General features: G+C 76.2%; 14 protein-coding genes. 2 read left to right on the top strand and 12 right to left on the bottom strand.

Features of this window, described 5'->3' with window-relative positions; all coding sequences use genetic code 11:
• Positions 1-194 precede the first annotated feature (194 nt).
• From IE271_RS30650 to paaA, 9 genes are all read right to left on the bottom strand, one after another.
• The gene (locus tag IE271_RS30650; protein WP_229919653.1) at positions 195-1385 is read right to left on the bottom strand and encodes a kynureninase; all 1191 of its coding nucleotides are present in this window, start codon (positions 1383-1385) and stop codon (positions 195-197) included.
• 98 nt (positions 1386-1483) lie between these two features.
• On the bottom strand, positions 1484-2362 hold the full coding sequence (locus tag IE271_RS30645; protein WP_229919648.1) for an alpha/beta hydrolase family protein: 879 nt from the start codon (positions 2360-2362) through the stop codon (positions 1484-1486).
• Positions 2352-3200: a tryptophan 2,3-dioxygenase gene (locus tag IE271_RS30640; protein ID WP_190193726.1), complete on the bottom strand. Its 849-nt coding sequence runs from the start codon at positions 3198-3200 to the stop codon at positions 2352-2354. Before IE271_RS30640 ends, IE271_RS30645 begins: the two co-directional genes overlap by 11 nt.
• 93 nt (positions 3201-3293) lie before the next feature.
• Positions 3294-4070 (bottom strand): SDR family oxidoreductase, encoded by a 777-nt coding sequence (locus IE271_RS30635; RefSeq protein WP_190193725.1) that lies wholly within the window; start codon positions 4068-4070, stop codon positions 3294-3296.
• Positions 4071-4132: 62 nt separating this feature from the next.
• Entirely contained in the window at positions 4133-5326 is a 1194-nt protein-coding gene (locus tag IE271_RS30630) for a 2Fe-2S iron-sulfur cluster-binding protein (RefSeq protein ID WP_229919647.1), read from the bottom strand.
• 8 nt (positions 5327-5334) lie between these two features.
• Positions 5335-5865 (bottom strand): 1,2-phenylacetyl-CoA epoxidase subunit PaaD, encoded by a 531-nt coding sequence (gene paaD / locus IE271_RS30625; protein WP_373308867.1) that lies wholly within the window; start codon positions 5863-5865, stop codon positions 5335-5337.
• Entirely contained in the window at positions 5859-6698 is an 840-nt protein-coding gene (gene paaC / locus IE271_RS30620; protein ID WP_190193723.1) for a 1,2-phenylacetyl-CoA epoxidase subunit PaaC, read from the bottom strand. Before paaC ends, paaD begins: the two co-directional genes overlap by 7 nt.
• The gene (gene paaB, locus IE271_RS30615; protein WP_190193722.1) at positions 6682-6993 is read right to left on the bottom strand and encodes a 1,2-phenylacetyl-CoA epoxidase subunit PaaB; all 312 of its coding nucleotides are present in this window, start codon (positions 6991-6993) and stop codon (positions 6682-6684) included. Before paaB ends, paaC begins: the two co-directional genes overlap by 17 nt.
• Complete coding sequence (gene paaA, locus IE271_RS30610; protein WP_190193721.1) at positions 6990-8054, bottom strand: 1,2-phenylacetyl-CoA epoxidase subunit PaaA; 1065 nt, start codon at positions 8052-8054, stop codon at positions 6990-6992. The genes paaB and paaA overlap by 4 nt, the downstream gene beginning before the upstream one ends.
• Positions 8055-8365: 311 nt before the next feature.
• Here paaA and IE271_RS30605 point away from each other — a divergent pair, with 311 nt between their 5' ends.
• Both IE271_RS30605 and IE271_RS30600 read left to right on the top strand, forming a co-directional pair.
• On the top strand, positions 8366-8614 hold the full coding sequence (locus tag IE271_RS30605; protein WP_190193720.1) for an acyl carrier protein: 249 nt from the start codon (positions 8366-8368) through the stop codon (positions 8612-8614).
• The gene (locus IE271_RS30600; RefSeq protein WP_190193734.1) at positions 8614-10092 is read left to right on the top strand and encodes a class I adenylate-forming enzyme family protein; all 1479 of its coding nucleotides are present in this window, start codon (positions 8614-8616) and stop codon (positions 10090-10092) included. Before IE271_RS30605 ends, IE271_RS30600 begins: the two co-directional genes overlap by 1 nt.
• Positions 10093-10381: 289 nt before the next feature.
• On the opposite strand, the gene ccrA is transcribed toward IE271_RS30600, so the two are convergent.
• The 3 genes from ccrA to IE271_RS30585 are packed head-to-tail and all read right to left on the bottom strand — an operon-like array spanning position 10382 to position 24224.
• Positions 10382-11611 (bottom strand): crotonyl-CoA carboxylase/reductase, encoded by a 1230-nt coding sequence (ccrA, locus tag IE271_RS30595; RefSeq protein ID WP_190193719.1) that lies wholly within the window; start codon positions 11609-11611, stop codon positions 10382-10384.
• A 36-nt stretch (positions 11612-11647) separates the two neighbouring features.
• On the bottom strand, positions 11648-15481 hold the full coding sequence (locus IE271_RS30590) for a type I polyketide synthase (protein WP_190193718.1): 3834 nt from the start codon (positions 15479-15481) through the stop codon (positions 11648-11650).
• On the bottom strand, positions 15474-24224 hold the full coding sequence (locus IE271_RS30585) for a non-ribosomal peptide synthetase (RefSeq protein WP_190193717.1): 8751 nt from the start codon (positions 24222-24224) through the stop codon (positions 15474-15476). Before IE271_RS30585 ends, IE271_RS30590 begins: the two co-directional genes overlap by 8 nt.

The raw sequence follows: 24224 nt of genomic DNA, 5'->3' as shown, positions 1-24224 counted from the left end.
GATGAAGGACGCCCTGCGCGCCCGCGCCACGGTCGGCGAGGTGTGCAACGCCCTGCGCGAGGTCTGGGGCACCTACGTGCCGAGCGACGCCTTCTGACCCCCCCGTCCGGGAGGCGGACCGGTGCGCCCCCGGAAGCCGGAGCGGGGGCGCACCGGTCACCACCGGGCCTGCGCGAAGTTACGGGCCGCGGTCCTCAGACCACCCGGCCCGAGGGCTGCGGCGCCGGGTCGTAGGCGGCCGTGCGCACGACGTCCCGCAGGCTCACGGCGGCCGTGAGCATGTCCCGGTGGGTGGTGTAGAGGGCGTTCACACCGAACCGCAGGAGGTCGGGAGCGCGCATGTCGGCGATCACGCCACGCTCCGCCAGGGCCTGCACCAGTCCGTAGGCGTGGGGGTGCCGCAGCGCGACCTGGCTGCCGCGCCGGGCCGGGTCGGACGGGGTCACCGCCTCGAAGCCCAGGGGCGCCAGCAGCTCCTCGGCGCACCGCAGGAAGAAGCCCGTCAGGGACAGGCTCTTGGCGCGGACCCGGGCCAGGTCGACGCCGTCGAAGGCGGTGAGCGCCGCTTCGAGGGCGAGCAGGGACAGGATCGGCGGGGTGCCGACACGGGCCCGCGCGATCCCCGGTGCCGGTGTGTAGCCGGGGGCCATGGCGAACGGGTCCGCATGGCCGGTCCAGCCGGTCAGCGGGGTCTCCAGGGCCTCGTGGTGGCGCCGGGCCGCGTACAGGAAGGCGGGGGCGCCCGGGCCGCCGGAGAGGAACTTGTAGCCGCAGCCGACGGCGAGGTCGACACCGAGGCCGTCGACGTCCAGCGGGAAGGCCCCCGCGGCGTGGCACAGGTCCCACAGGACGAGCGCGCCGGCGCGGTGCGCGGCGTCCGTGACCGCCCGCATGTCGTACAGCTCGCCGGTGCGGAAGTCGACGGGCGAGTAGCTGACGACGGCCACCCGGTCGCCCTCGGCGGCGAGGAACTCCTCCAGACCGGCCGGGGGCACCGGCCGCACCTGGAGGCCCCGGACGCGCGCCACCGCGTCCGCCAGGTAGCGGTCGGTGGGGAAGTGGCCGGGGTCGGTGACCAGCAGCGGCCGGTCCGGCCGCAGCGCGGCGGCGGCGTTCAGCGCGGTGAACAGCTGCACGCTCGTGGAGTCCCCGGCCACCGTCTGCCCCGGTCCCGCGCCGATGAGGCGGCCGACGGCGTCGCCCACCCTGAGGGGCGCCTCCCACCACCCGTGCGCGTTCCAGGACCTGATCAGACCGGTGCCCCACTGCCGGTGCACGGCGTCGGCGAGGACCGGCGGCACCGCGGCGGGCAGGGGGCCGAGGGAGTTGCCGTCGAGGTAGACCACCCCCTGCGGGAGCAGGAACCGCTCCCGCAGGGGTGCCAGGGCGTCCTCGGCGTCGAGCCTCGCGGCCTCCTCGCCGGTCGTCGTGGCGGGAGCGTTCGTCGGGGCGGGGCCGGTCGCCGGGGCGGGGGTGGTCGTCGTCACGGCCGCACCGCCTCCCGGTCGTTCCCGTCGCCGGCCCGCTCCTCGTCCGCGTCCCGTGCGGGCCTCCGGGCGCCGAAGGCGGCCGCCATGTCCCAGAGGGTGTCGGCGACGCTCCGGGCGCCGGGCGCGCCGGGTTCGATGAGCGTGTAGTGGCCCGTGCCGGGCAGCACGACCGTCTCCAGGTCGTGGTGCACGGCCGCGTAGTCGGAGAACTGCGTCAGCGGCACCTCCTCGTCGACGGCCCCGTGCAGCAGCACGGTGGGCACTCCGGTCGTCCCCGCCCCGCGCAGCAGGGTGAGCGGGTCGACCGAGGCCATGCGCTCCTCGAACACCTCCTCCCCGCCGAGCAGCTGGACGGCGGCGCCGTCGCTGAGGTCGTCACGGCGGGTGGCGGCGAGGTCGGTGAGCGGGGCGAGCGCCAGCACGCCCGTGGGCAGGTCGCGGGTGTACCAGGGCGAGTCGGGGGGCAGCAGCCCGCGGGCCGCGCACCACAGGGCCAGGTGGCCGCCGGAGCAGTGACCGGCCAGGACGTACGGGCGCCCCTGGGGCAGGGTGTCCACGATCCGTGCGACGTCGTCGAAGGTCTCCGGATAGCCGCCCGCGCCGCCGGACCTGCGGAAGCCGGGCAGCAGGACGTCGAAGCCCTGCTCGGAGAGGTAGGCCGCGAAGGGGGTGAGGTGCATCCGGTCGTAGCGCCAGTACCCGCCGTGCAGCAGGACCACCAGCGGGGCGCCCGGGTCCCCGGCGGGCCAGGCGTCGTAGACCTGGTGGGGGTGGTCCCCGTAGCGGCCGTGCACCGGTGCCAGGACCGGCTTCAGGCTCAGGACCCGCCTCTCCTCCTCGGCCGCGAAGTCGGAGATGACCCTAGACGGCACCGCGCACCTCCCACAGCTCGGGGAAGACCGGGCGGGACGCGCGCCTCTCCAGCCAGGCCAGGCCGGAGGAGCCGGCGCTGCCGGGCTTGGCCCCCATGGCGCGGCGCACGACCATGACGTGGTCCAGGCGCCAGCGCGTCACCAGTTCGGCGACGTCGGTGAGTGCCTCGCCCAGGACGAGCAGCGGGTCGTGCTGCGGGCCCGCGTAGATCCGCCGCCACACCTCGACCACCCCCGGGTCCGACGCGTAGGGGGCGGTCACGTCCCGCTCCCTGACGTGCTCCGGGACGGGCAGTCCGCGCCGGTGCAGGAAGAGCAGCACCTCGTCGTACAGGGAGGGGGCGCGGTAGGTCTCGGCCAGCGCCTCGTGCACCGAGGGGTCGCCCCGGTGGCCGCCGAGCAGGCCGGCGTTCTTCTGCCCGAGGAGGAACTCCATGTGCCGGTACATGGCCGACTGGAAGCCCGAGGCCCTGCCGAACGCGGCGCGGAAGCCGTTGAACTGCGCGGGCGTCAGCGCGGCGATGGGCTTCCAGGAGTCGTTGAGCGCGCTCAGGGCGCGGCGGCTGCGGGTGAGCGCGTCCAGGGCGCGGTCCAGGTCGTCCTTGGCGAACGCCTGCCGGGCCGCCTGCCACTCGTGCACGACCAGTGTGAACCACAGCTCCATCACCTGGGTGGTGACGAGGAAGCCCATCTCGTCCGCGGCCTCGGTCAGCGGCTGCTGCAGCGAGTTGAGCACGGACGCGTGCACGTACTCGTCGTAGGGACTCGGGCCGTGGAAGGGCCGGGTCAGTGAATCGTCCACGGCCGGCTCGGCGAGAGCGGACGTGCTGGTGTTCATGGCGTCTCCTTGTGCTGCCATGGCCGGAGGCGGGGACCGGCCGGTCGTGGGCCGGTCGTCCGCCGTGGGGGGATCAGGAGCCGTGGTGCGGTCTCAGATGCCGAGGTGGACGCCGCCGGAGGCGTCGATCCACTGGCCGGTCGTCCAGCGGGCGTCGTCGCTGGCCACGAAGGACACGATGTCGGCGATGTCGGCCGGCCGGCCCAGGCGGCCGAAGACGGAGGCATCCGAGTAGCGCTGCCGGATCTCCGGGATGCTCAGGGTGGGGTTGATCTCCGTCTCGGTGTAGCCGGGCGCGACGCTGTTCACCGTGATGCCGCGGGGTCCGAGTTCCTTGGCGAGGGCGAGGGTGAGGTAGTCCAGGGCGGCCTTGGTCATGGTGTAGGCGACGATCGCGGGATAGCCGAACTTGGTGGCCACCGAGGAGATGTTCACGATCCTGCCGCCGTCGCGCAGCCGGTCGAGTCCGCGCTGGACGATGAAGAAGGGCGCCTTGGTGTTGATCGCGAACACCCGGTCGTAGTCCTCCTCGGTCACGTGCGCGATGGTGCGCGGCACGGTGATGCCCGCGTTGTTGACGAGGATGTCCAGGCCGGGTCCGGCCCCCTGCTCGGCCAGGGCCCGGTCGAAGGCCTCCCACAGCGTGGCGGCGTCGCCGGGCACGCCGAGTTCGGCGTGGACGGCGAAGGCGCGGCCGCCCTCGGCCTCGATCTCCTTGACCGTCCGCTCGGCCGCCGTCAGGTCGTGTCCGTAGTGCACGGCGACCAGGGCGCCCTCCTCGGCCAGGCGCCGGGAGATGGCGCGGCCGATGCCGCGGCTGCCTCCGGTGACCAGGGCGGTCCTGCCCTCGTGCCGCAGAGAGGTGGTCAACGTCTTCTCCTTACCTGGAAGGTGTCCGGCGGCTCGCCGGGGGGTGGGTGGTCCGCGGGGGGTCAGGCGTCGAAGTCGAGCGTGACCTCGGCGGTGCGCGGGCGGGCCCGGCAGACGAGCGTGTAGCCCGCCGCGAGGTCCTGGGGGTCGAGGGCGTACTGGCGGCCCAGCGCCACCTCGCCCGACAGCACCTTGGCGCGGCAGCTGCCGCACACGCCGTCGCGGCAGGCGTACGGCACGTCGGGGCGGGCGCGCAGCAGCGCGTCGAGGATCACCTGGTCCTGCGGCCGCACCGGGACGGTGCCGCGGCGTCCGCCGAGCACCGCGGTGATCCGGGTCTCCTCCGCCGGCCCGGCCGGTCCGGCCGCGGGCGGCGCCACGGCCACGGGCGGCGCGTCGTGCGGCGTGGCGCCGGGGGTGAACGGTTCGCAGCGGACGGACGCCGGGTCGGCGCCCCACTCCGTCAGCGCCCGCCGTGCCGTGGCGACCAGGCCGGGCGGGCCGCACAGGGCGTAGGCCGTACCGGGTGCCGGGAGCGCGTCCAGCGCGGTGAGCAGCCGGCGCAGCTTCGGGGCGTCGACGCGGCCGCTGAGCAGGTCGCTGCCGCGGTGCTCGCGGGTGAGGACGTGCAGTGCGGTGAAGCGGTCGACGTACCGGTCCTTCAGGTCGGTGAGCTCGTCGGCCAGCAGGGCGGTCGCGGCCGTGGGCACCGCGTGGACCAGGGAGACCCGGCAGGCGGGGTCCTCGCGCAGCACGGCCGCCGCCATCGCGGCCAGCGGGGTGACGCCGGAGCCGCCCGCGACGAGCACGTGGTGCGCGCCGGGCAGGTCCGGCAGGGCGAAGGCCCCGGTGGGCGGGGAGACCTCCAGGCACTCGCCCGGCGCCAGGGCGGTCGTGGCGTACGCGCCGAAGCCGTCGGGCCCGCCCCGCTTGATCACCAGGCGGAACGCGTCCGGGTCGTCCGGCGGCGGGCACACCGAGTAGCAGCGGCGCAGTTCGACGCCGGCGCGCCGGTGCCGTACGACGACGTGCCGGCCGGGCCGGTGGGCGAAGGCGGCGCGCAGGCCGTCGGGGACGTCCAGGGTGACCGCGACCGCCTCCTCGGTCAGCCGGCGCACCTCGGCGACCGTCAGCCGGTGCCAGCCGGTGCGCGGGCCCGCCGCCGGGGACGACGGGGTCCGGGGCCGGCCGGCGCGGGCTCCGGCGGGCGCGGTCTCGGCGGGCGCGGTGCCCGCTCCGGTCACGGCGGTGTTCACGATGGGCCTCACAACGCGGTCAGGTGGGGGAACGTCTCGTGGCACGCCGTGCACCGCAGCACCGACTGGCAGCGGGAGGGGCCGAAGGGGCTGTGCGGCCGGGTGGCCCGTGACCCGCAGTGCGGGCACGCCACCCCGCCCAGCTCTACGGGGACGGGGCCGCCGGGCGCGACGGGCACGGGCGGGGCGATGCCGTGGTCCGCGAGCTTCCTGCGTCCGGCCTCCGTGATGCTGTCCGTCGTCCAGGGCGGGGTCAGGACCTGCCGCACGCGTCCGTCGGGGTGGCCGCAGTCGGCGAGGACCTCCTCCACGGCGGAGGTGATGGCGGGCAGGGCCGGGCAGCCCAGGAAGGTCGGCGTGATCTCCACTTCGAGCGCGCCGTCGGCGGCCGGGGCGACGGAGCGGACCACCCCGAGGTCGCCGAGGCCGATCATCGGCAGCTCCGGGTCGGGCACGGCCTCCACCCTCGCCCGGACCTCCTCGACGGAGCGGCGGGCCGTGGCCGGGCGCTCCGCCGTCCGCGTCTCCCCGCTCACCAGGTGCCTCCGGGGAACTGACGGTGCACCGACTGCAGTTCGGCGACGAGCGGCCCGAACTCCTCGGTGTGCAGGCCGACGCGTCCGCCGCGGGCCTGCCAGCGCGGCGCCGGCACGGTGAGTCCGGCGCGGGCGACGACCTCGCCCACCCGCCGCTCCCACAGCGGGCGCAGCGGAGCGGGCGAGGGCACCGTGCCGGCCGCGGCGAGGCGGCGCACCACGTCGTCCTCGTCGAACAGCTCGGCGGTGTAGGGCCACACCCGCTCCAGGCCCGCCCGCATGCGCCGGGTGCTCTCGGGCGTGCCGAGGCCCAGCCGCAGCGTCCAGTCGTCGGCGTGCCGCCGGTGGAAGGCGACCTCCTTGGCGGCCCGCGCGCCGAACCCGGCCAGGTCGGGGTCCGCGCAGCCGGCCAGCGCCTCGTAGTACAGGGACGCGTAGTGGGTGTAGGCGAGCTGCCGGGCCACGGTCGCCGCGAAGTCCCCGTTCGGCAACTCCGTGAGCAGGGCGTTGGTGAACTCGCGGTCCTGGCGGGTGAAGGCGAGGTCGTCCTCGGTGCGGCCCGTCCCGTCCAGCCGCCCGCTCAGGGTGAGCAGGGTGCGGGCGTGGCCGACGAGGTCGAGGGCGATGTTGGACAGCGCCAGGTCCTCCTCGATCGTCGGGGCCCGCGTGATCCACTGGCACAGGCGCTGCCCGAGGACGAGCGCGTCGTCGCCGAGGCGCAGCAGGAGCACGGCGAGGTCGGCGCCGGTACGGGAGGCGTCCGCGCGGGCCGCGCCGGTACGGGCGCCGGCGCGGACGGCCCGTGCGGCGGGCGCCGTGTCACTGGTCGTGGTCACCGTCGGGGCCCTCCTGCGTCAGCGGGGCGAACTGCTCCGGGTAGCGGTACGGCTTGTGCCGCGCGGTGCTGAAGTACGGGTCGCGCTCGTCGGGGGAGACCGCGTGCACGGAGTCCGAGCGGACCACCCACAGCGACAGCGGGTCGCCCCGGCGGACGTACAGGTCGCGGGCGCGGCCGAGGGCCGTGTCCGCGTCGTCGGCCCGCACCGACCCCACGTGCTGGTGCGCAAGTCCCCTGCGGGGCCGCACGAAGACCTCCCAGGACGCCGGCGCGCCCTCCCGCCCCCGGCTCACGCGGCCGCCTCCGTCCGGTCCGCGGCGATCCCCGCGGCGCCGGTGCCGGCCGGCGGGACGCCGGCGTCCTCGCGGGCGGCGTACGCGGCGGCCGCCTCCCGCACCCACGCGCCGTCCTCGTGCGCGGCGCGGCGGTGCGCGACGCGCTGCCGCGCCCAGTGCGTGTCGTCGCCGAGCGCGTCGCGGTACGTCTCCCAGTCCACCGGGGTGAAGTCGTAGTGGCCGCGCTCCTCGTTCCAGCGGATCGCCGGGTCCGGCAGGGTCAGCCCGAGCCGTTCGGCCTGCGGGACGCACTGGTCGACGAAGCGCTGGCGCAGCTCGTCGTTGGTGTGGTGCTTGATGCCCCAGGCGATGGCGCGGCGGGAGACGGCTGCGCCGAGCGCGGCGGTGCGCGCGTCGGCCCCGCCCGCCTCGGTGTCGGGCGGTCCGAACATCAGCGCCACGGCGGGCAGCCACCAGCGGTCCACCGCGTCCTGCGCCATCCGCCTCTGCTCCGGCGTCCCCTCGCACAGCGCGCGCATCAGGTCGTAGCCCTGCCGCACGTGGAAGGCCTCCTCCTGGCAGACGCGGCGCATCGCGCGGGCGTAGGGGCCGTAGGACGTACGGCACAGGGGCGCCTGGTTGATGACGGCGGCGCCGTCCGTCAGCCAGGCGATCGCGCCGGTGTCCGCCCAGGTGAGCGCGGGGTGGTTGAAGGTCGCCGCGAAGCGCTGCTGGCCCCGGTGCAGGGCGTCCAGCAGGTCGGCGCGGTCCGCGCCCAGCGTCTCGGCCGCGGAGTACAGGTACAGGCCGTGGCCCGCCTCGTCCTGGACCTTGGCGATCAGCACCGACTTGCGGTGCAGGGACGGCGCCCGGGTCAGCCAGGCGCCCTCCGGCTGCATGCCGATGATCTCGGAGTGGGCGTGCTGGGCGATCTGGCGGAGCAGCATCCGGCGGTAGCCGTCGGGCATCCAGTCGCGCGGTTCGACCGTCTCGCCGGAGGCGACGAGCGCCTCGAAGTGAGCGAGCAGCTCGTCCTCCGCGGCGGGCGGGGCGCCGGCGGTGGTCTGCCCGGCGCTCATCGCGCACCCCTTCCGCGACCGGCCCGCGCCGGGACGGGTCCGTACCGCCGTCCGGCGGGGACCCGCACGCACTGCCTGGGCACTCGCATCACTCCCTCAGCGTCCGACCGCCCACGGCCGCGGGGCGCGGGCGGAACCTCCATTCCGGAAAGAGGCCGCGCACGGGGTGCGCTATCCCCGCCCGTGCGGCACGGGCACGTGACAAAGCTCACTCCGTGCTCCGGGGAGTGCGCCGGGCCCGTGGCGCCTCTTGTTCGGATGACACACGACACCCGCACGGCGGCCGGCACGCCGCAGCGAAAGGGGAATCCATGAGCACCATCAGGGAGTTGCTGGTCGAACTCACCGGGACCACCGAGTACGCGGAGGTCGTCGCCGACGACGCCGACCTCGCCGCCAGCGGGATCGACTCCGGCGACCTGGTGCGCCTCGTCCTGCTCGTCGAGCAGCGGTTCGGCGTGGAGATCACCGCCGAGGACATGGAGGGGCTGCGCACGATCGCCGACTACGAGCGGTTCGTGGCCGGGCGCTCCGTCGCGGGTGCCACCGGCGGTGCGTGATGTGGCTGACGCAGCTGCTGGAACGCAACCGCCAGTGCTTCCCCGACCGGACCGCGCTGGCCGACGAGGAGCGCGCCGTCACCTGGGCCCAGTTCCACGACCGCACGCTCGAACTCGCCCGGGGGCTGGCCGACCTGGGCATCCGGCGCGGTGACCGGGTCGCCGTGCTGTCCAAGGACCGCGTCGAGGTCCTGGAGAGCTACTTCGCGCTCGCCCGGCTCGGCGCGCTGTTCGTCCCGCTGAACCACAGCCTGGCCGTGCCCGAGGTCGCCGACATCATGGAGCGCGTCGGCGCGGTGGCCGTCCTCGGCGAGTCCGACCTGCTGGACCGGCACACCGGGCTCCCCGCGTCGGTACGGATCCGGGTGGCGTTCGACAAGCCCGCGTTCGAGGCGCTGGGGACGGTCGCGCCGGAGGTGGACCTGCCCGCCGTGGCCGACACCGACCCGGTCGCCGTGCTGCACACCTCGGCCACCACCGGGCGGGCCAAGGGCGTCACCGTCGACTCCGCCTCGTTCCGGGCCATCGCCCTGGGCTGGCTGGTCATGGCCCGTCCCACCGACGACATCGTCATGGTCAACTGCTGTCCGCTGTACCACGGCAGCATGGTCGTGTCCCTGACGTACATGGCCGCCGGTGCCACGGTGGTGCTGATGCCCGGCTTCACCCCGCAGCGCGCCCTGGCCGCCGTGGAGCGGCACCGCGCCACGCACATGTGGCTGGTCCCGCAGATGCTGCGCTTCATGCTCCAGTCCAAGGGCTCCCACGGCACGGACCTGTCCTCGCTGCGGGAGATCCTCTACGGCGCCGCCCCGATGCCCCTCGACGTGTACGCCGAGGCGGTGCGGCGGCTGGGCTGCGGCTTCCGCCAGGTCTACGGGATGACCGAGGTCGGCGGGCCCTTCGTCACCCTCGGCCCCGACGAGCACCCCGCCCCCGGCGACGTCACCGCCCGCATCCCCTGCGGACGCGTCGTGCCCGGCATGTCGGCCCGCGCGGTGGACGGGACCGGGCGCGAGCTGCCCCGCGGGGAGATCGGCGAGGTCGTCGTGCGCGGCCCGGGCCTCATGCAGGGGTACTGGAACGACCCCGAGGCCACCGAGGAGGTCTTCCTCGACGGCTGGGTCAGGACCGGCGACCTGGGGTTCGTGGACGAGGAGGGCCGCATCCACCTGGTGGACCGCAGCAAGGACCTCATCATCCGGGCCGGCCAGAACGTCTACCCCTCGGAGATCGAGCGCGCCCTGATGACCCATCCGGCCGTCCGGGACGCCGCGGTCGTCGGCACGCCCGACGAGGACTACGGCGAGGTGCCGCTGGCGTACGTCGTGGCGGAGGAGGGCACCGGTGCCGCCGAGCTGCTCGGCCACGTCGCGGGCCTGCTCGCGCCCTACAAGCGCCCGCGGCGCATCGAGTTCATCGAGCAGGTGCCGCGCAACCCCGCCGGAAAGATCGTCAAGAAGCTGCTGCGAGCCTGACGGCCCGCGGCGCGAAGGGCCCGGCCGGTCACCGCGGGAACGCGGTGACCGGCCGGGCCCTTTCGTCCGACCGCTCCCCCGGCACCGCGGTGGGCGGCTCGGAACGGGGGCGGCGCGGCGGCGCGTGCGGGCCTGGAGGCCGAGCGGCGCGCGGCCGCGTGCCACGGGCCGGTGCCGGGGGCTCCGGCCCGCGCACCCGGCTGCGGGCCGCCGACCGCCGGAGGCCGGGCACACGCGGGTGCCGGCGGGCTTGCGCGCCGCCGGCACCCGGGGTGGCCGTCCGGGACCGTCACGTCTTGGCGTTGACCAGCACCGCCATGTTGCCCGCCGGGTGCCGGTTGTCGTGGATGAGCTGGTGGGCCAGGCCGATCTCCTCGAAGCCGAACGTCCGCGACAGGCACGGGTCGACGTGGCCCTGGTCGATCAGCCGGGTCACCTCGCGGGCCTCGCGGGCGCTCGCGACGTGCGAGCCCTGCAGGCGCTTCTGCCGCATCCACAGGAAGCGCAGGTCCACGTCGCCGTTGTAGCCCGTGGTGCCGCCGCAGATGACGACCATGCCGCCGTTGTCGCACAGGTACATGGACGTCGGGACGGTGTCGGCCCCCGAGTGCTCCAGCACGATGCGCGGGCTGCGGCGCTCGCCGAGCACCTCCCAGAACCGCCGTCCGAAGGCGCGCGCCCCCTTCAGCCAGCGGCCCATCGCCTCCGCGTCCGTCGCGTCCGGCAGCCGGCCCCAGTGGTCGAACTCGCGCCGGTCGATCCAGCCCTCGGCGCCGAGCTTGCGGCAGAACTCGCCGCGCTCCTCGCTGGAGACGACCGCCACCGGGACGCCGCCGACGTGCCGGACGAGCTGGATGGCGATGCAGCCCAGGCCGCCCGCGCCGCCCCAGATCAGCACGGGGTCGCCGGGCCGGACGGTGTGCGGCTCCCAGCCGAACAGCTGGCGGTAGGCGGTCGCCGCCGTCGCCATGTAGCAGGCGGCCTCCGCCCAGGACAGGCGGGCGGGCTTGGGGTGGAGCATGTAGTCGTCGACGACCGCGAACTGCGCGAAGGAGCCGTAGTTCTCCTCGTACCCCCACACGCGCTGCGTGGTGGAGAAGGCCGGGTCGGCGCCGAGGCGGATGTCCTCCGCCGCCTCGTCCCACCGGCTGGCGAGGACGACGACCTCGTCGCCGAGCCGCACGTTCCGCACGTCCTCGCCGACGGCCCACACGATGCCGGACAGGTCGGAGCCGCCGATGTGGAAGTCCTCGGCGGCGCCGGCCTTCTGCCGTGCGGCGATCACGTCGAGCGGCTTGCCCAGCGCCGCCCACACGTTGTTGTAGTTGACGCCGGCCGCCATCACCTTGACGAGCACCTGCCCGCGGCCGACGGGCGGCACGTCGACGACCTCCGTGCGGAAGGCGTCGACGGGCTGCCCGTAGCGCTCGCGGCGGATGAGCGAGGCGTACATCCTCTTCGGCACGGTGCCGATCTCGGGTGCGTCGCCGAGTTCGTAGAGGTCCTGGGTCGCGGTCACGTGGGGTCTCCTGGGAGGCGGGGCCCGCCGGCGGGCTCAGGGGGACGTCGCGCGCAGCGCCTTGGCGACCGCCGCGCCGATGAGGGCGATGGGTTCGGGTTCGGTCATGTCGTAGTGGCCGCAGGGCACCCGGTGGTCGTGGAGGGTGCCGTCGACGTGCGGACGCCAGGAGTCGGCCTTGCCGGCCATCACCGCCAGGTCCGTGGGGAAGTCCGCCGTCTCCTCCTGGGCGGCGCTGAAGAACAGCACGTCCCCGTGGTAGGAGCCGGGAACGAACTGCGGCGCGATGCGCAGGTTGTTGCGCATGACCTCGGCGATGGCGGCCGCCTCGGCGCGCGTGACGGGCGAACTCGCGGGGTCCGCCGTGACGGCCGCGTCGATGCGGTCCAGGACGGACGCGACGTCCGGCGGGACCGTCCCCGGCCCGGCGGGCAGGCCGGCCATCCTCGTCAGGAGGGACGCCACCTGCCGTTCGACCGCTTCCGGGTCGTGGGCCGTGCCGTGCGGCTGGGGCGCGTCGAGCATCGCGAGCAGTTCCACCCGCTCCCCGCGCTCCTGCAGCGCGCAGGCCATCGCGTGCGCCACGAACCCGCCGTAGGACCAGCCCAGGAGCCGGTACGGGCCGTGCGGCTGCACCTCGCGGACGAGGTCGACGTAGTGGGCGACCATGGCGGCGGCGTCCGGCGCGGGCGGCCGGGTGCCGTCGAGGCCGGCGGCCTGGATGCCGTACACGGGCTGGTCGCCGCCCAGGTGGGGCAGCAGGCCCGTGTAGCGCCAGGACACGCCCGCTCCCGGGTGGACGCAGAACAGCGGCGCGGCACCGCCCTCCGCGCGCAGCGGCAGCAGCGGGGCCAGCGCGTTCGGCGCCCGGCCCGCGGAGTCCGCGCCGGTCCCGTCGGCCGCCGCCAGGACGCCCGCCACCGTGGGGGCGGCCAGCAGCTTCGCGGCGGGCACGTCGAGCACTCCGGCCTGGCGCAGCCGGCCCGCCAGCAGCACGGCGCGCATGGAGTCGCCCCCGAGGTCGAAGAAGTTGTCGTGCACGCCGATGCCGCCGATGCCGAGGGTCTCCTCCCACAGCCGGGCCACGGCCTCTTCGCGGTCGTCGCGCGGGGGCACGTGCTCCGTGGTCAGGCGGGGCCGCGGGGCGAGTCCCGGCTCCGGGGCGGCCGCGGCCGGGGCGTCGGGTGCGCCGGGCTCCGTGCGGGCGCCGGGGGCGTCGATCCAGTGGCGGTGCCGTTCGAAGGCGTAGCCGGGCAGGGGGACGCGCCGGGGGGCGCCCGGCACCTCGGGCAGCGCGGCGTCCACGCCCGCGCTCCACAGGCGGCCCAGGGCCTCGGCGAGGACGAAGCCGTCCGACGCCTCGGCCTTGGCGTGCCGCATGGTGGTCACCGTCACCGGCGTGTGCTCCGCCAGTTGGGCCGCGGCCAGCTTGGTCAGCGTGTCGCCGGGGCCGATCTCCACGAGCACGGGGGCGCGGTCCCGCCACAGGGCCGTGATGCCGTCGGCGAACCGGACGGTGTCGCGGGTGTGGTCGATCCAGTGCCGTACCGAGGTGGCCTGCTCGTCGGTGACCCAGGTGCCGGTGACGTTGGTGACGTACGGGATGCGCGGCGGGCGCAGCGCGACGGTGCGCAGACGGCCCTCGTACGCCTCGAGGACCGGGTCCAGGACGTGGGAGTGGGCGGCGACGGGGATGCGCAGCCGCCGGAACGGCACGCCGCGGCGCTCCAGGTCGGCCTCGAACCGCGCGACCGCGTCGTCGTGGCCCGCGACGGTGCACGCGGCGGGCCCGTTCACCGCGGCCAGCGACAGCTCCTCGTCCAGCAGCGGCAGCACCTGCCCGACGGGCGCCGCCACCCCGACGGTCGCCCCGCCGGCGGAGCTGATGAGCCGGACGCGCTCGGTGACCAGGGGCAGCATGTCCTGGAGGTCCATCACCCCGGCCAGGCAGGCCGCGGTGTACTCGCCGAGGGAGTGCCCGATGAGCGCGTCCGGGCGCACCCCCGCCTCCATGAGCGTGCGGGCGAGCGCGTACTCGGTCACCACCAGGCCGAGGAAGAGGGAGGTGATGTCGGGCGCGGGCTGCTCGAACAGGGCGGTGCGCAGGTCGCCGCCGAGGGCGGGCCGCAGGATGCGCGCGCACTCGTCGACGACGTCGCGGTAGAAGCCGTTCTCGCGGTAGAGCTCCGCTCCCATGCCCGGGTACTGGGTGCCGCCGCCCGGCAGCAGGAACGCCACCCGCGCGGGCCCGTCGGACAGGGCCGGCGTGTCGGGCACGGCGGTGCGCAGGGCGGCCAGGGCCTCCTGGCGGGAGGCGGCCGTCACGGCCAGGCGGTGGCGCAGCGCGGGCCGGTCCGTGCGCAGGGAGTGCGCGACGTCGTCCAGACGCAGGTCGGGGCGGCGTTCGAGGTGGCGGGCGAGGGCCTCGGCCTGGCCGCTCAGTGCGCCGGCCGTGCGCGCGGACAGCGGCAGCACCAGGCGGCGGCCGTCCTCGGACGGGCGGGGCGGGGCGGGCGCGGCGGGCGGCGCCTCCTCCAGGATCACGTGCGCGTTGGTGCCCCCGATGCCGAAGGCGCTCACCGCGGCCCGCCGGGGGTGGTCGCCGGCCGGCCAGTCCTCCAGGGCGGTGGGCACCCGGAACGGCCCGGCGGCGAAGTCGATCAGCGGGTTGGGCTCGTCGAAGTGCAGGTTCGGCGGGATCTGCCGGTGCTCCAGGGCCAGGACCGCCTTGATGAGGCCGGCGATGCCGGCGGCCGCCCCCAGGTGGCCGATGTTGGTCTTCACCGAGCCCAGGGCGCAGAAGCCGCGCCGGTCCGTGCTCTGCCGGAACGCCTCGGTGAGCGCGGACACCTCGATGGGGTCGCCGAGCTTGGTGGCGGTGCCGTGCGCCTCGACGAGGCCGATGGTGCCGGCGTCGACCATCGCCTGCGCCTGCGCCTCGAGGATCACCTCGGTCTGCCCGGCGGCGCTGGGCGCGCTGAAGCCGACCTTGCGGCGCCCGTCGTTGTTGACGGCGCTGCCCCTGATGACGGCGCGGATGCGGTCGCCGTCGGCGAGGGCGTCCTCCAGGCGCTTGAGGACGACCGCCCCGACGCCGTCGCCGGAGGAGGTGCCGGCCGCGTCCGCGGCGAAGGCGCGGCAGTGGCCGTCGGGCGAGAAGGGGCCGTCGGGCACGTGCCGGTAGCCGAGCTTCGCCGAGGGGTTGAGGGAGACGGCCGCGGCGAGGGCGGTGTCGCACCGGTGGTCGAGCAGGTCCTGGCAGGCGGTGTGCACGGCGACGAGCGCCGTGGAGCAGGCCGTCTGCAGGGACACGCTCGGGCCGGTCAGCCCCAGCTCGTAGGAGACGCGCGTGGCGAGGGTGCCGAGGGAGTTGGCGGTGGCCGCGTGCACGAGCGCCACCGACCCGGGCTGCCCGGCGAAGCGCGGGTGCACGTGGGCCGGGTAGTAGCGGCTGTCGCCGCTGCCCGCGTACACGCCGACCGTGCCGTTGCGGGCGGCGGACCCGAGGCAGCCCGCGTCCTCCAGGGCGTGGTGGGCCGTCTCCAGCAGCAGCCGCTGCTGGGGGTCCACGACGGCGGCCTCGGCGGGGCTGTAGCCGAAGAAGCCGGAGTCGAAGCGGTCGATGCCGTCGACGACCGACGCCATGCGGACGAGGGAGGGGTCGTCGAGGTCGCGCGGGTCGCCGCCCGCGGCGAGGAACTCCTCGTCGGTGACGGGCCGCACCGCCTCCCGTCCGGCCGCCAGGTTCTCCCAGAAGGCGTCCAGGTCGTCCGCGCCGGGGAAGCGGCCCGCCATGCCGATCACGGCGACGGCGGGCACCTCCTCGTCGTACTCCTCCTGTCCCTCCCGCGGGGCGGGGGTCTCATGCATGGCCTCGGTCCTTCCCGTGCCGTGCGGAGCGGCGGGCGCGGGCCGCCCGCTGCCGCTGTGCCAGTTCCTTGGCCCGCTCCAGGCCGCTCGGTGCGGACCCGTCGGGCCGTCGTGCGCCGGGGCCGTCCGGCGGCGCCGGGTCCCCGGCCGCCGCGGCCCCGGTGTCCGTCAGGGCGGCCAGCCGGCGGGCGAGGTCGCGCACGGTGGGGTGCGCGAACAGGTCGACGACCGGCAGCTCGCAGCCGAACTCCTTGTTGATCGCGGTCTGTGCGGCGACCAGGAGCAGGGAGTTGCCGCCGAGGTCGAAGAAGTTCTCGTCCCGGCCCACCCGGTCCCGGCCCAGTACGCCGCACCACAGCCGGACGAGCACGTCCTCCACGCGCCGCAGCCGTTCCCCCGCGTCCGGGTCGGCCCGGTGCGCGGAGGTGCCGGCCGAGCGCAGCACCCAGTGGTCCGCGAGGCCCTCCGCCCGGGCGGCCCCGGCCGCCGCGCCGTACAGGGCTCCCAGGTCGGCGCCCTCCTCCAGGGCGACGCGCGCGGCCGCCCGCCGCACCTGCCGGACGGGGCCCGCGACGTGGCTGCGGACCCAGGGGGCGGTGCGGTCGGCACCGATCAGCAGGTGCGGCTCGGCCACGGTGCGGGCCAGGTCGAAGGAGCGCAGCGCGGCGGCGGTGTCGAGCACCCGGTAGCCGCGGGCCTCGCCGAGCGGGGCGAGCCGGTAGCCGCGGCCCATGCCGCGCTCGCGCCACATGCTCCAGGCCAGGCTCTGCGCGGGCAGTCCGAGGCCGCGGCGGTACAGCGCGAGGGCGTCGAGGAAGGCGTTGGCGGCGGCGTAGGCCGCGTTCATGGCGCCGCCGAAGTAGCCGTTCACCGAGGAGAAGAGGGTGAAGGAGGTGACCGGGTGGTCGGCGGCGACGCGGTGCAGCGTCCACGCGCCGGCCGCCTTCGCCTCCAGTGCCCGGCGCCAGGCGGCGGGGTCCAGGTCCCGTACGGGCCGCTCGTCGAGGACGCCGGCCAGGTGCAGCACCGACGTCAGGGGCGCGCCCCAGGCCCGCGCGGCCTCGTCCACCGCGGCCCGCACCCGGTCCTCGTCGGTGACGTCGGCGCACGCGTAGCGGACCTCGCCGAGGGTGCGCAGCCGCCGCAGCGTCTCGATGCGGGCGGCCTCCCGGCCCCCGGCGGCCAGGTGGTCCGCCCAGGTGTCCTCGGCGGGCAGCGGGGTGCGGCCGAGCAGGAGCAGGCGTGTGCCGGGCCGCTGGAGCAGGTGCGCCGCGACCTCGCCGCCGACGCCGCCCAGTCCCCCGCTGACCAGGTGGAAGCCGTCGGCCGCGGGCGGTTCGGTGCGGGGCGGCGCGTCGGGCAGCGGAGCCAGCCGGCGGACGTGGCGCCGGCCGCCGCGGTAGGCGACCTCGGCGTCGGCCGGCGTGTCCGCCGCCTCGGCGGCCAGCACGGGCACGGGGTCCTCCGCGCCGTCCGGGGCGAGGTCGAGGTGCGCGCCCCGCAGCCAGGTGAACTCCTCCCCCAGCGACTTCACCAGGGCGCCGGCCGCGGCGTGCGCCGGGGAGGGGCGGTCCTCGGGCAGCACCGCCTGGGCGCCCGCCGTCACGTACAGCAGGTCGACGGGGCGCCGCCCGCCGGGCCTGGCGTCCAGGGCGCGGGCGAGCGCGAGGAGGGAGGCGGTGCCCGCCTCCCGCGACAGCGGGTCCTCGGGGGCCGCGTCGGTGTGCAGCGCGCCGAGGTGCAGGACGGCGTCGACCGGCCGCCCGTCGGCGTCCAGGTCCCGCAGCAGGGCCGTGTGGTCGGCGTCGGCCGCGGGCCGGATCCGGTGGTGCGCGGCGTCCACCCGGGCGTGCGCCGTCGCGTCGGTGACGAGGGTGCACAGTCCGCCGGCGGCCCGCAGCTCGTCCGCGACCCGCCGGGCCAGCGCCTCGGTGCGCGGGTCGCCGCCGGCCAGGACCAGGGTGTGCCGTCCGGCCGCCGGCGGGCGCGGACGGTGCCGCTCCGCCCGCTGCCACACCGGGCGCAGGAACCAGTCGGGCAGCGTGGCCGCGGTCCCCATCAGCAGCTGGGCCTCGCGGACCGCCTCGTCGAAGTCGCCCGCCTCGAAGCTCTTGCGCAGCTTGGTGCGCTGGATCTTGCCGATCTCGGTCTTCGGTATCGCCTCCTCGGCGACCGGCACGAGGAAGGCGGGGCTGACGCCGATCTCCCGGGTCACCTTGCCGGCGATCTCCCGCAGCGCGGCGGCCGTGTCGTGGCCCGGGGCGAGGTGGAAGAAGAGCGCCAGTTCGTCGGTGGACGCCGCCGGGTCGGAGCGCACCGCGACGGCCGCGGTGAAGCTGCGCACCACGGAGGGCAGTTCCTCGACGCAGGACTCGATCTCGTGGCTGTAGTGGTTGACGCCGTTGACGATGATGACGTCCTTGGCCCGGCCGGTGATGTACAGCTCGCCGTCGCGCAGGAACGCCAGGTCCCCGGTGTCGAACCAGCCGTCCTCGGTGAACGCCTCTGCATTGGCTCCCGGATTGTCGTAGTAGCCGCTGGTCACGGAGGTGCCGCGGACCTGCAGCCGGCCGACGTCCCCCTCGGTGAGCACCTCCCCCCGTTCGCCGGTGATCCGCATGGCGAACCCCGGGTAGGGGCGGCCGCAGCTCACGAACGACTCGTCGGAGCCGTCCGGTTCGCCCGGCAGCGCGGTGTCCGTGACCACCGAGCAGGTCTCCGACATGCCCCAGCCCGGGTGCATCACGTCCTGCGGCAGCCCGAAGGGCTTCAGCGTGTGCAGGAAGCGGCGGGCGGCGGAGGCCACGACGACCTCGCCGGCGTTCATCACCAGCCGCACCGGCGACAGGTCCCAGTCGCGGTCGCGGAAGCGGTGGGCCTGCTCGGCCAGCAGTCCGAAGGCGAAGTTGGGCGCCCAGGTGACGGTGACGCGGTGCCGGTGGGCGAGGTCCATCCAGCGCAGCGGGTCCTCCAGGATCCAGGAGGTGGGCGCGTGGATCTGCCGGCAGCCCAGGTAGACGTCCCGCAGGTGGAACATCACCACGCCGGTGACGTGGTCGAGCGGGATCCAGTTCAGGGTGACGTCCCGTTCGCCGAGCCCGTTCGTCGCCTGCGTCGCGGCGGACCGGGTCAGCACGGCGTGGTGGCTCTGGCGCACGGCCTTGGGCAGCCCCGTGCTGCCCGAGGTCATCAGCAGCAGCAGGAGGTCGTCCGGCCGCGCCTCGTACCAGTCCCTGTCCTCGGGCGCCTCGCGCAGGGCGTCGGCCGTCGCCAGCCGAAGCCCGGGCCACTCGTGCCGGGCCGCGAGGTCGCGCAGACCCGCCTCCCTCCCCGCAGAGCAGGCGATCCAGGGCCGGCCGAGCATCTTCCAGATGCCCTCCAGCTTGGCCAGCGCCGCCGAGGCGGTGGTGTAGGAGGCCGGGACGGTCAGCGGGACGGCGACGAAGCCGCCGAGGACGCAGCCCCACAGCACGGCGAGGAAGTCCTCGCTCTCGTCGCACTGCAGGATGACCCGGTCGCCGGGGCGCAGCCCGGCCCGCCGCAGTCCCCCGAGGACCCGGGACGCCTCCTCGACCAGGGACGCGTAGCTGCGCCGGTTCTCGCTGCCGTCCGCGTGGACGTGCACGATGTCGCCATGCGCGCCCTCGGCGGCGCGCACCAGCGCCTGCGCCCAGCCGGACACCGGCAGTCCGGTCAGCTCGGGGCCCTCGCTCAGCGCGGGCACGGCGGACCGGGCGGCCGTGCCGGCGTTCCCGGCGGGCGCGGTCCCCCCGGTACGGCGCGGGGTGCCGGCGTGGCGGCGGCCGAGCTCCTCCTCGACGTTCTCCACGGCGGTCTCGGCCGCGCCGACTCCGGGGATCCGGGCGAGGCGCTCGCGCCAGGAGTCGGCGGCCGCGCGGTCGACGGCGGGCAGGGCGCGCAGCGCGTCGGTGTCGATACGGCCGTCGGCGGTGCGGGGCAGGGCGGCGACCGCCGTGACGCGGACCGCGCCGCCGACGGTGCCGAGGAGCTGTTCGACGCGCTCGGCGGCGTCCGCGCGGCCGGGCACCACGTACAGGCGCAGGGGGCCGCCGTCGGGCCCGGGCAGCGCGATCGCGTCGCGGATGCCGGGCACGGACAGCGCGGTGCGCTCCACGCCGGCGCCGTCGGCGTCCGCCGGGGCGCCGGCCGTGCCGGGGGTGCGCGCGGGAGGCGCGGGCAGCGCCCGGACGCGGACCCCCGGGTCGTCGCACACGGCCCGCAGGACCTCGTGCAGGGCGTGGGCGAACGCCTCGGCCGTCGCGGCGTCGTACAGGTCCTTCGCGTACTCCACGTGCAGGTCGAGGCCGTCGGGCGCGCCGTCGGCGCCGTGGCGCTCCAGCACGTCGACGAAGAGGTCGAACTTGGCGGTGCCGGTGGCGGTGGGCCGCAGCGGCACCTCCTGCCCGTCCAGCCTCAGGACGGCCCGCTCGTTGTTCTGCAGGGCCAGCATCACCTGGAAGAGCGGGTGCCGGGCCGGGTGGCGGGGCGGGTTGAGCTCCTCCACCAGCCGGTCGAAGGGCAGGTCCTGGTGGTCGAGGGCGGCCAGGTCGCGCGTGCGCAGCCGGGCGAGCAGCTCGCGGAAGGCGGGGTCGCCGGAGGTGTCGGCCCGCAGGACCACCGTGTTGGTGAGCGAGCCGACCACGTCGTCCAGGGCGGGTTCGGAGCGGCCCGCGACCGGGGTGCCGACGACCACGTCCTCGCCCGCGCCGCAGCGGGTGAGCAGGGCGCTGAGCGCGCCGTGCAGCACCATGAACAGGCTGGCGCCCTCGCGGTCGGCGAGCCGGAGCAGGTCGCGGTGGAGACCGGCGTCCACGGCCGCCGTGACGTGGGCGCCGTGGCCCCGCGGCGACGCCGGGCGCGGCCGGTCGCCGGGCAGGGTGCACTCCTGCGGCAGGTCCGCCAGCGCCTCGCGCCAGTGGGCCGTCAGCCGCTCCAGGCGTCCCGGTCCCTCCGGCTCGGGCGCGAGGAGGGCGCGCTGCCACACGGCGTAGTCCGCGTACTGCACGGGCAGCGCGGTCCACCGCGGGGCCCGGCCCTCGCGGCGCGCCGCGTAGGCGGCGCTCAGGTCGTCGGCGAAGGGGCGCAGCGACCAGCCGTCGGCGGCGCTGTGGTGCAGGACGAGCAGGAGGGTGTACTCCGGTCCGGTTCCGAACAGCCACGCCGCCAGGGGGCTCTCGGCACCCAGGTCGAAGCGGTGCCGCGACGCCGCGGCGACGTGCGCGCCGACCTCGTCCGCGGGGCAGTCCACGCGGCGCAGCGCGGGGCGCAGCTCCCCGGGCGGCAGGATCCGCTGGTGGGGTGTGCCCTCGTGCTCGGCGAACACGGTCCGCAGGCTCTCGTGCCGGTCGGCGACGTCGCCGAGGGCGGCGCGCAGCGCCTCGGCGTCGACGGGGGCGCGCAGCGGCACGAGCAGGGGGATGTTGTAGGTCGCGGTCCCGTCGTCGAGCCGGTCCAGGAACCACATGCGCTCCTGGGCGAAGGACAGCGGTACGCGCTCGGGGCGGCGGACGCCTCCCAGGGCGGGGCCCCGGTGGACGGTGGCGGTCCGCGCCGTGAGCCCCTCGGCGAGCGCGGCCGGGGTCGGCCCGTCGAACAGGGCGGTGATGGGCACCTCGGCACCCGTCCGCGCGCGCAGGCGGGCCAGCAGACGGGTCGCGAGGAGGGAGTCGCCGCCCAGGTCGAAGAAGTTCGCGTCGACGCCCACGGTGTCCCGGGGCAGCCGCAGCACGTCCTCGAACAGCCCGCACAGCAGCGCCTGCTGCGAGGTGGCGGGCCGGGTGCCGGCCGCCGCGGCCGTGAAGTCCGGTGCCGGCAGGGCCCGTACGTCGAGCTTGCCGTTGGCCGTCAGGGGCAGGGTATCGACGGGGACGCAGGCGGCCGGGACCATGTGCTCGGGCAGGTGCGCGGCGGCGTGGGCCCGCAGCTCGGCGGGGTGCGCGGGCGTGTCCCCCGCGGTGGTCGTGTAGGCCACGAGCTGCTGCGCGCCGTTCTCGGCGCGGCGGACGACGACGGCCGCGCGGGCCACCTGCGGATGGCGGGCGAGGACGGCCTCGATCTCGCCGGGCTCGACGCGGAATCCGCGCAGCTGCACCTGCTGGTCGGCCCGGCCGAGGTACTCCAGCGTGCCGTCGGCGCGGCGCCTGGCGAGGTCGCCGGAGCGGTACATCCGGCCGCCGGGCGGCCCGAAGGGGTCGTCCAGGAACCGCTCGGCGGTGAGGTCGGGCCGGTTCAGGTAGCCGGCCGCCACCCCGGGCCCGGACACGTGCATCTCGCCGGTGGCGCCCGGCGGCACCGGGCGCCCGGCGGGGTCCAGCAGGTGCACCCGCAGGTCCGCGAGCGGCCTGCCGATGACGCTGCCCCGGCGGGGGTCCGCCAGGTCGGCGGCGGTGAGGCGGTGGTGGGTGACGTGCACGGTGGTCTCGGTGATGCCGTACATGTTCACCAGGGCCGGGGCGTCCAGGCCGTAGCGGTCGGCCCACGGGCGCAGCCGCTCGGGGCGCAGCGCCTCCCCGCCGAAGACGACGTACCGCAGCGCGCCCGCCGAGGGCGGCGCGGAGCCCTCGGCCGCCGCCTCCGTGTCCGCGTCGACCAGCTGCTCGAACGCGGACGGCGTCTGGTTGAGGACGGTGACGCCCTCGCGGTGCAGCAGCCGCAGGAACTCCCGGGGCGAGCGGCTGACGGCGTGGGGCACGACGACGAGGCGGCCGCCGTGCAGCAGCGCGCCCCAGATCTCCCACACCGAGAAGTCGAAGGCGTAGGAGTGGAACAGCGTCCACACGTCGTCCGGCCCGAAGGCGAAGTGCTCCGCGGCCGCGGCGAAGAGCCGGACGACGTTGGCGTGCGGCACCGGCACGCCCTTGGGCCGTCCCGTGGAGCCCGAGGTGTGGATGATGTACGCGATGTCGGACGGGCTCGTCGCTCCGCCCCGCTCGGCGTCGGTCAGGGCGCCGGCCGGCCGCCGGGCCAGGTCCCGCTCGACCTCCGGGTCGCCGAGGCGGACGGTGGGGATCTCCGTATCCCGCAGCGGTTCGGCGAGGTCGCCGTCGGTGACGAGGAGGACGGGCCGCGCGTCCTCCACGACCAGCCGCAGCCGCTCGGCCGGGTGGCCGGTGTCCAGCGGGAGGTAGGCGGCGCCCGTCTTGAGCACCGCGAGCAGGGCGGGCAGCAGCCGGACGCCCCGGCGCACCGCGAGCGCCACCGTCCGGCCGGGTCCCGCGCCCCGCTCGGCCAGGAGCCGGGCCAGGCGGTCGGCCCCGGCGTCCAGCTCCGCGTAGGTCAGCCGTTCGCCCTCGCACGTCACGGCCGTGCGGTGCGGCGTCCTCGCGGCCTGCCGCTCGAACAGCTCCGGCAGGGTCGCCTCGACGGGACACGTCCGCACGGGGCTGTCGCCCGGGTGCTCGCCCGGCAGCAGCACGTCCAGGTCCCGCAGCGGCGTCGCCGCGCCGGCCGCGGCCAGCCGGCGCAGCACGGCGAGGAACCTGTCGCGGTACAGGGCGAGTTCGTCCTCCTCGTACAGGGCGGGGTTGGCGTCGAAGGCCAGCCACAGCCCGTCGTCCCCGGCCCCGGGCCGTACGGAGATCTGCAGGTCGTCGACGGCGCCGCCGGACAGGTGGTGCCAGGTGGCGGCGTGCCCGCCGAAGTCCAGCGCCTCGGTGAACGGGACGATGTTGAGGACCGGTCCGTACAGCCGGCGGCCGGTGCCCAGCAGCCCGAGGTCGCGGCGCAGGAACTCGCCCCGGTAGCGCTGGTGCTCCCGCAGCGCCTTCAGTTCGGCGGCGACGGCGCGCGCCAGCTCCGCGACGGACGTGCCGGGGGCGGCGGGCACGCGCAGCGGCAGGACGTCGGAGGCGGTGCCCGGGGTGCGCAGCGCGGCGCCGCCGAGCCGGCTCATGGTGGCCAGGCCCAGGACCAGGTCCTCGGCGCCGGTCATCCGGTGCAGGAACGCCAGGACGGCGGTGGTCAGCAGGTCGGTGCGCGAGACCCCGAGGCGGGCGGCGGCCGCGGACAGGGCCTCGGCCTCGGCGGCGGACAGGTCCGCGGTGCGACGCAGGAACGGCACGGCGGGGGCGGCCGTGCGGCGGGTGAGGCGGGCGGGCTCCGGCAGTCCGGCCAGGCGCTCGGCCCAGTGGGCGCGGTCGCGCTCGTACCGGTCGGAGGCGAGGTAGGCCGCCTCGTCGGCCCGGAGCCGGTCCACCGGGGCGAAGGCCGTGGGGGCCGGCTGCCCGCCCGAGGCCAGCGCGTTGTAGGTGTCGGCGAGCCGGCGTCCGAGGAGCTTGTAGCTGTAGCCGTCGAGCAGGATGTGATGGGCCCTCAGGAACCAGATGTGCCGGTCGGCCGCCAGGGTGAGCAGGGCGTGCGAGAACAGCGGGCCCTTGTCGAGGTCCACGGGCGTCGCGAGGTCGCCGCGGATCCACTCCCACGCGGCGCGCTCCGGGTCCTCGGCGCCGCTGACGTCGACGCGGTGCAGCGGCCAGTCGTCCGCGTCCGGTGCCGGCCGGCACCGGGGGCCGTCGTCGGTGTCGGAGAAGCGCAGGGCGAAGGTGCCGGCCTCGCCGACGGTGCGGCGCAGCGCGGCCTCGAACAGGCCGGCGTCGAGGGGGCCGTGGACTTCCACCGCCTCTCCGGTGTTGTAGGCGGCGCTGTCGGGAGCGAGTCGCTGGGCGTACCAGAGGCCCTCCTGGGCACCGGTCAGCGGTCGACGATCGTCCTCGTGGAGTGACAT

The sequence above is a fragment of the Streptomyces minutiscleroticus genome (genome assembly GCF_014650875.1).
GTDB classification, from domain to species: domain Bacteria; phylum Actinomycetota; class Actinomycetes; order Streptomycetales; family Streptomycetaceae; genus Streptomyces; species Streptomyces minutiscleroticus.
The sequence above is the reverse complement of the archived record's forward strand: the minus strand, read 5'-3'. Positions and strand labels throughout refer to the sequence as shown.

Excerpts from the sequence above, each read along its gene's own strand:
- IE271_RS30640 (WP_190193726.1), bottom strand. The coding sequence starts at position 3,200 with ATGAACACCAGCACGTCCGCTCTCGCCGAGCCGGCCGTGGACGATTCA.
- paaA (WP_190193721.1), bottom strand. The coding sequence starts at position 8,054 with ATGAGCGCCGGGCAGACCACCGCCGGCGCCCCGCCCGCCGCGGAGGAC.
- IE271_RS30605 (WP_190193720.1), top strand. The coding sequence starts at position 8,366 with ATGAGCACCATCAGGGAGTTGCTGGTCGAACTCACCGGGACCACCGAG.
- IE271_RS30600 (WP_190193734.1), top strand. The coding sequence starts at position 8,614 with ATGTGGCTGACGCAGCTGCTGGAACGCAACCGCCAGTGCTTCCCCGAC.
- IE271_RS30590 (WP_190193718.1), bottom strand. The coding sequence starts at position 15,481 with ATGCATGAGACCCCCGCCCCGCGGGAGGGACAGGAGGAGTACGACGAG.
- IE271_RS30585 (WP_190193717.1), bottom strand. The coding sequence starts at position 24,224 with ATGTCACTCCACGAGGACGATCGTCGACCGCTGACCGGTGCCCAGGAG.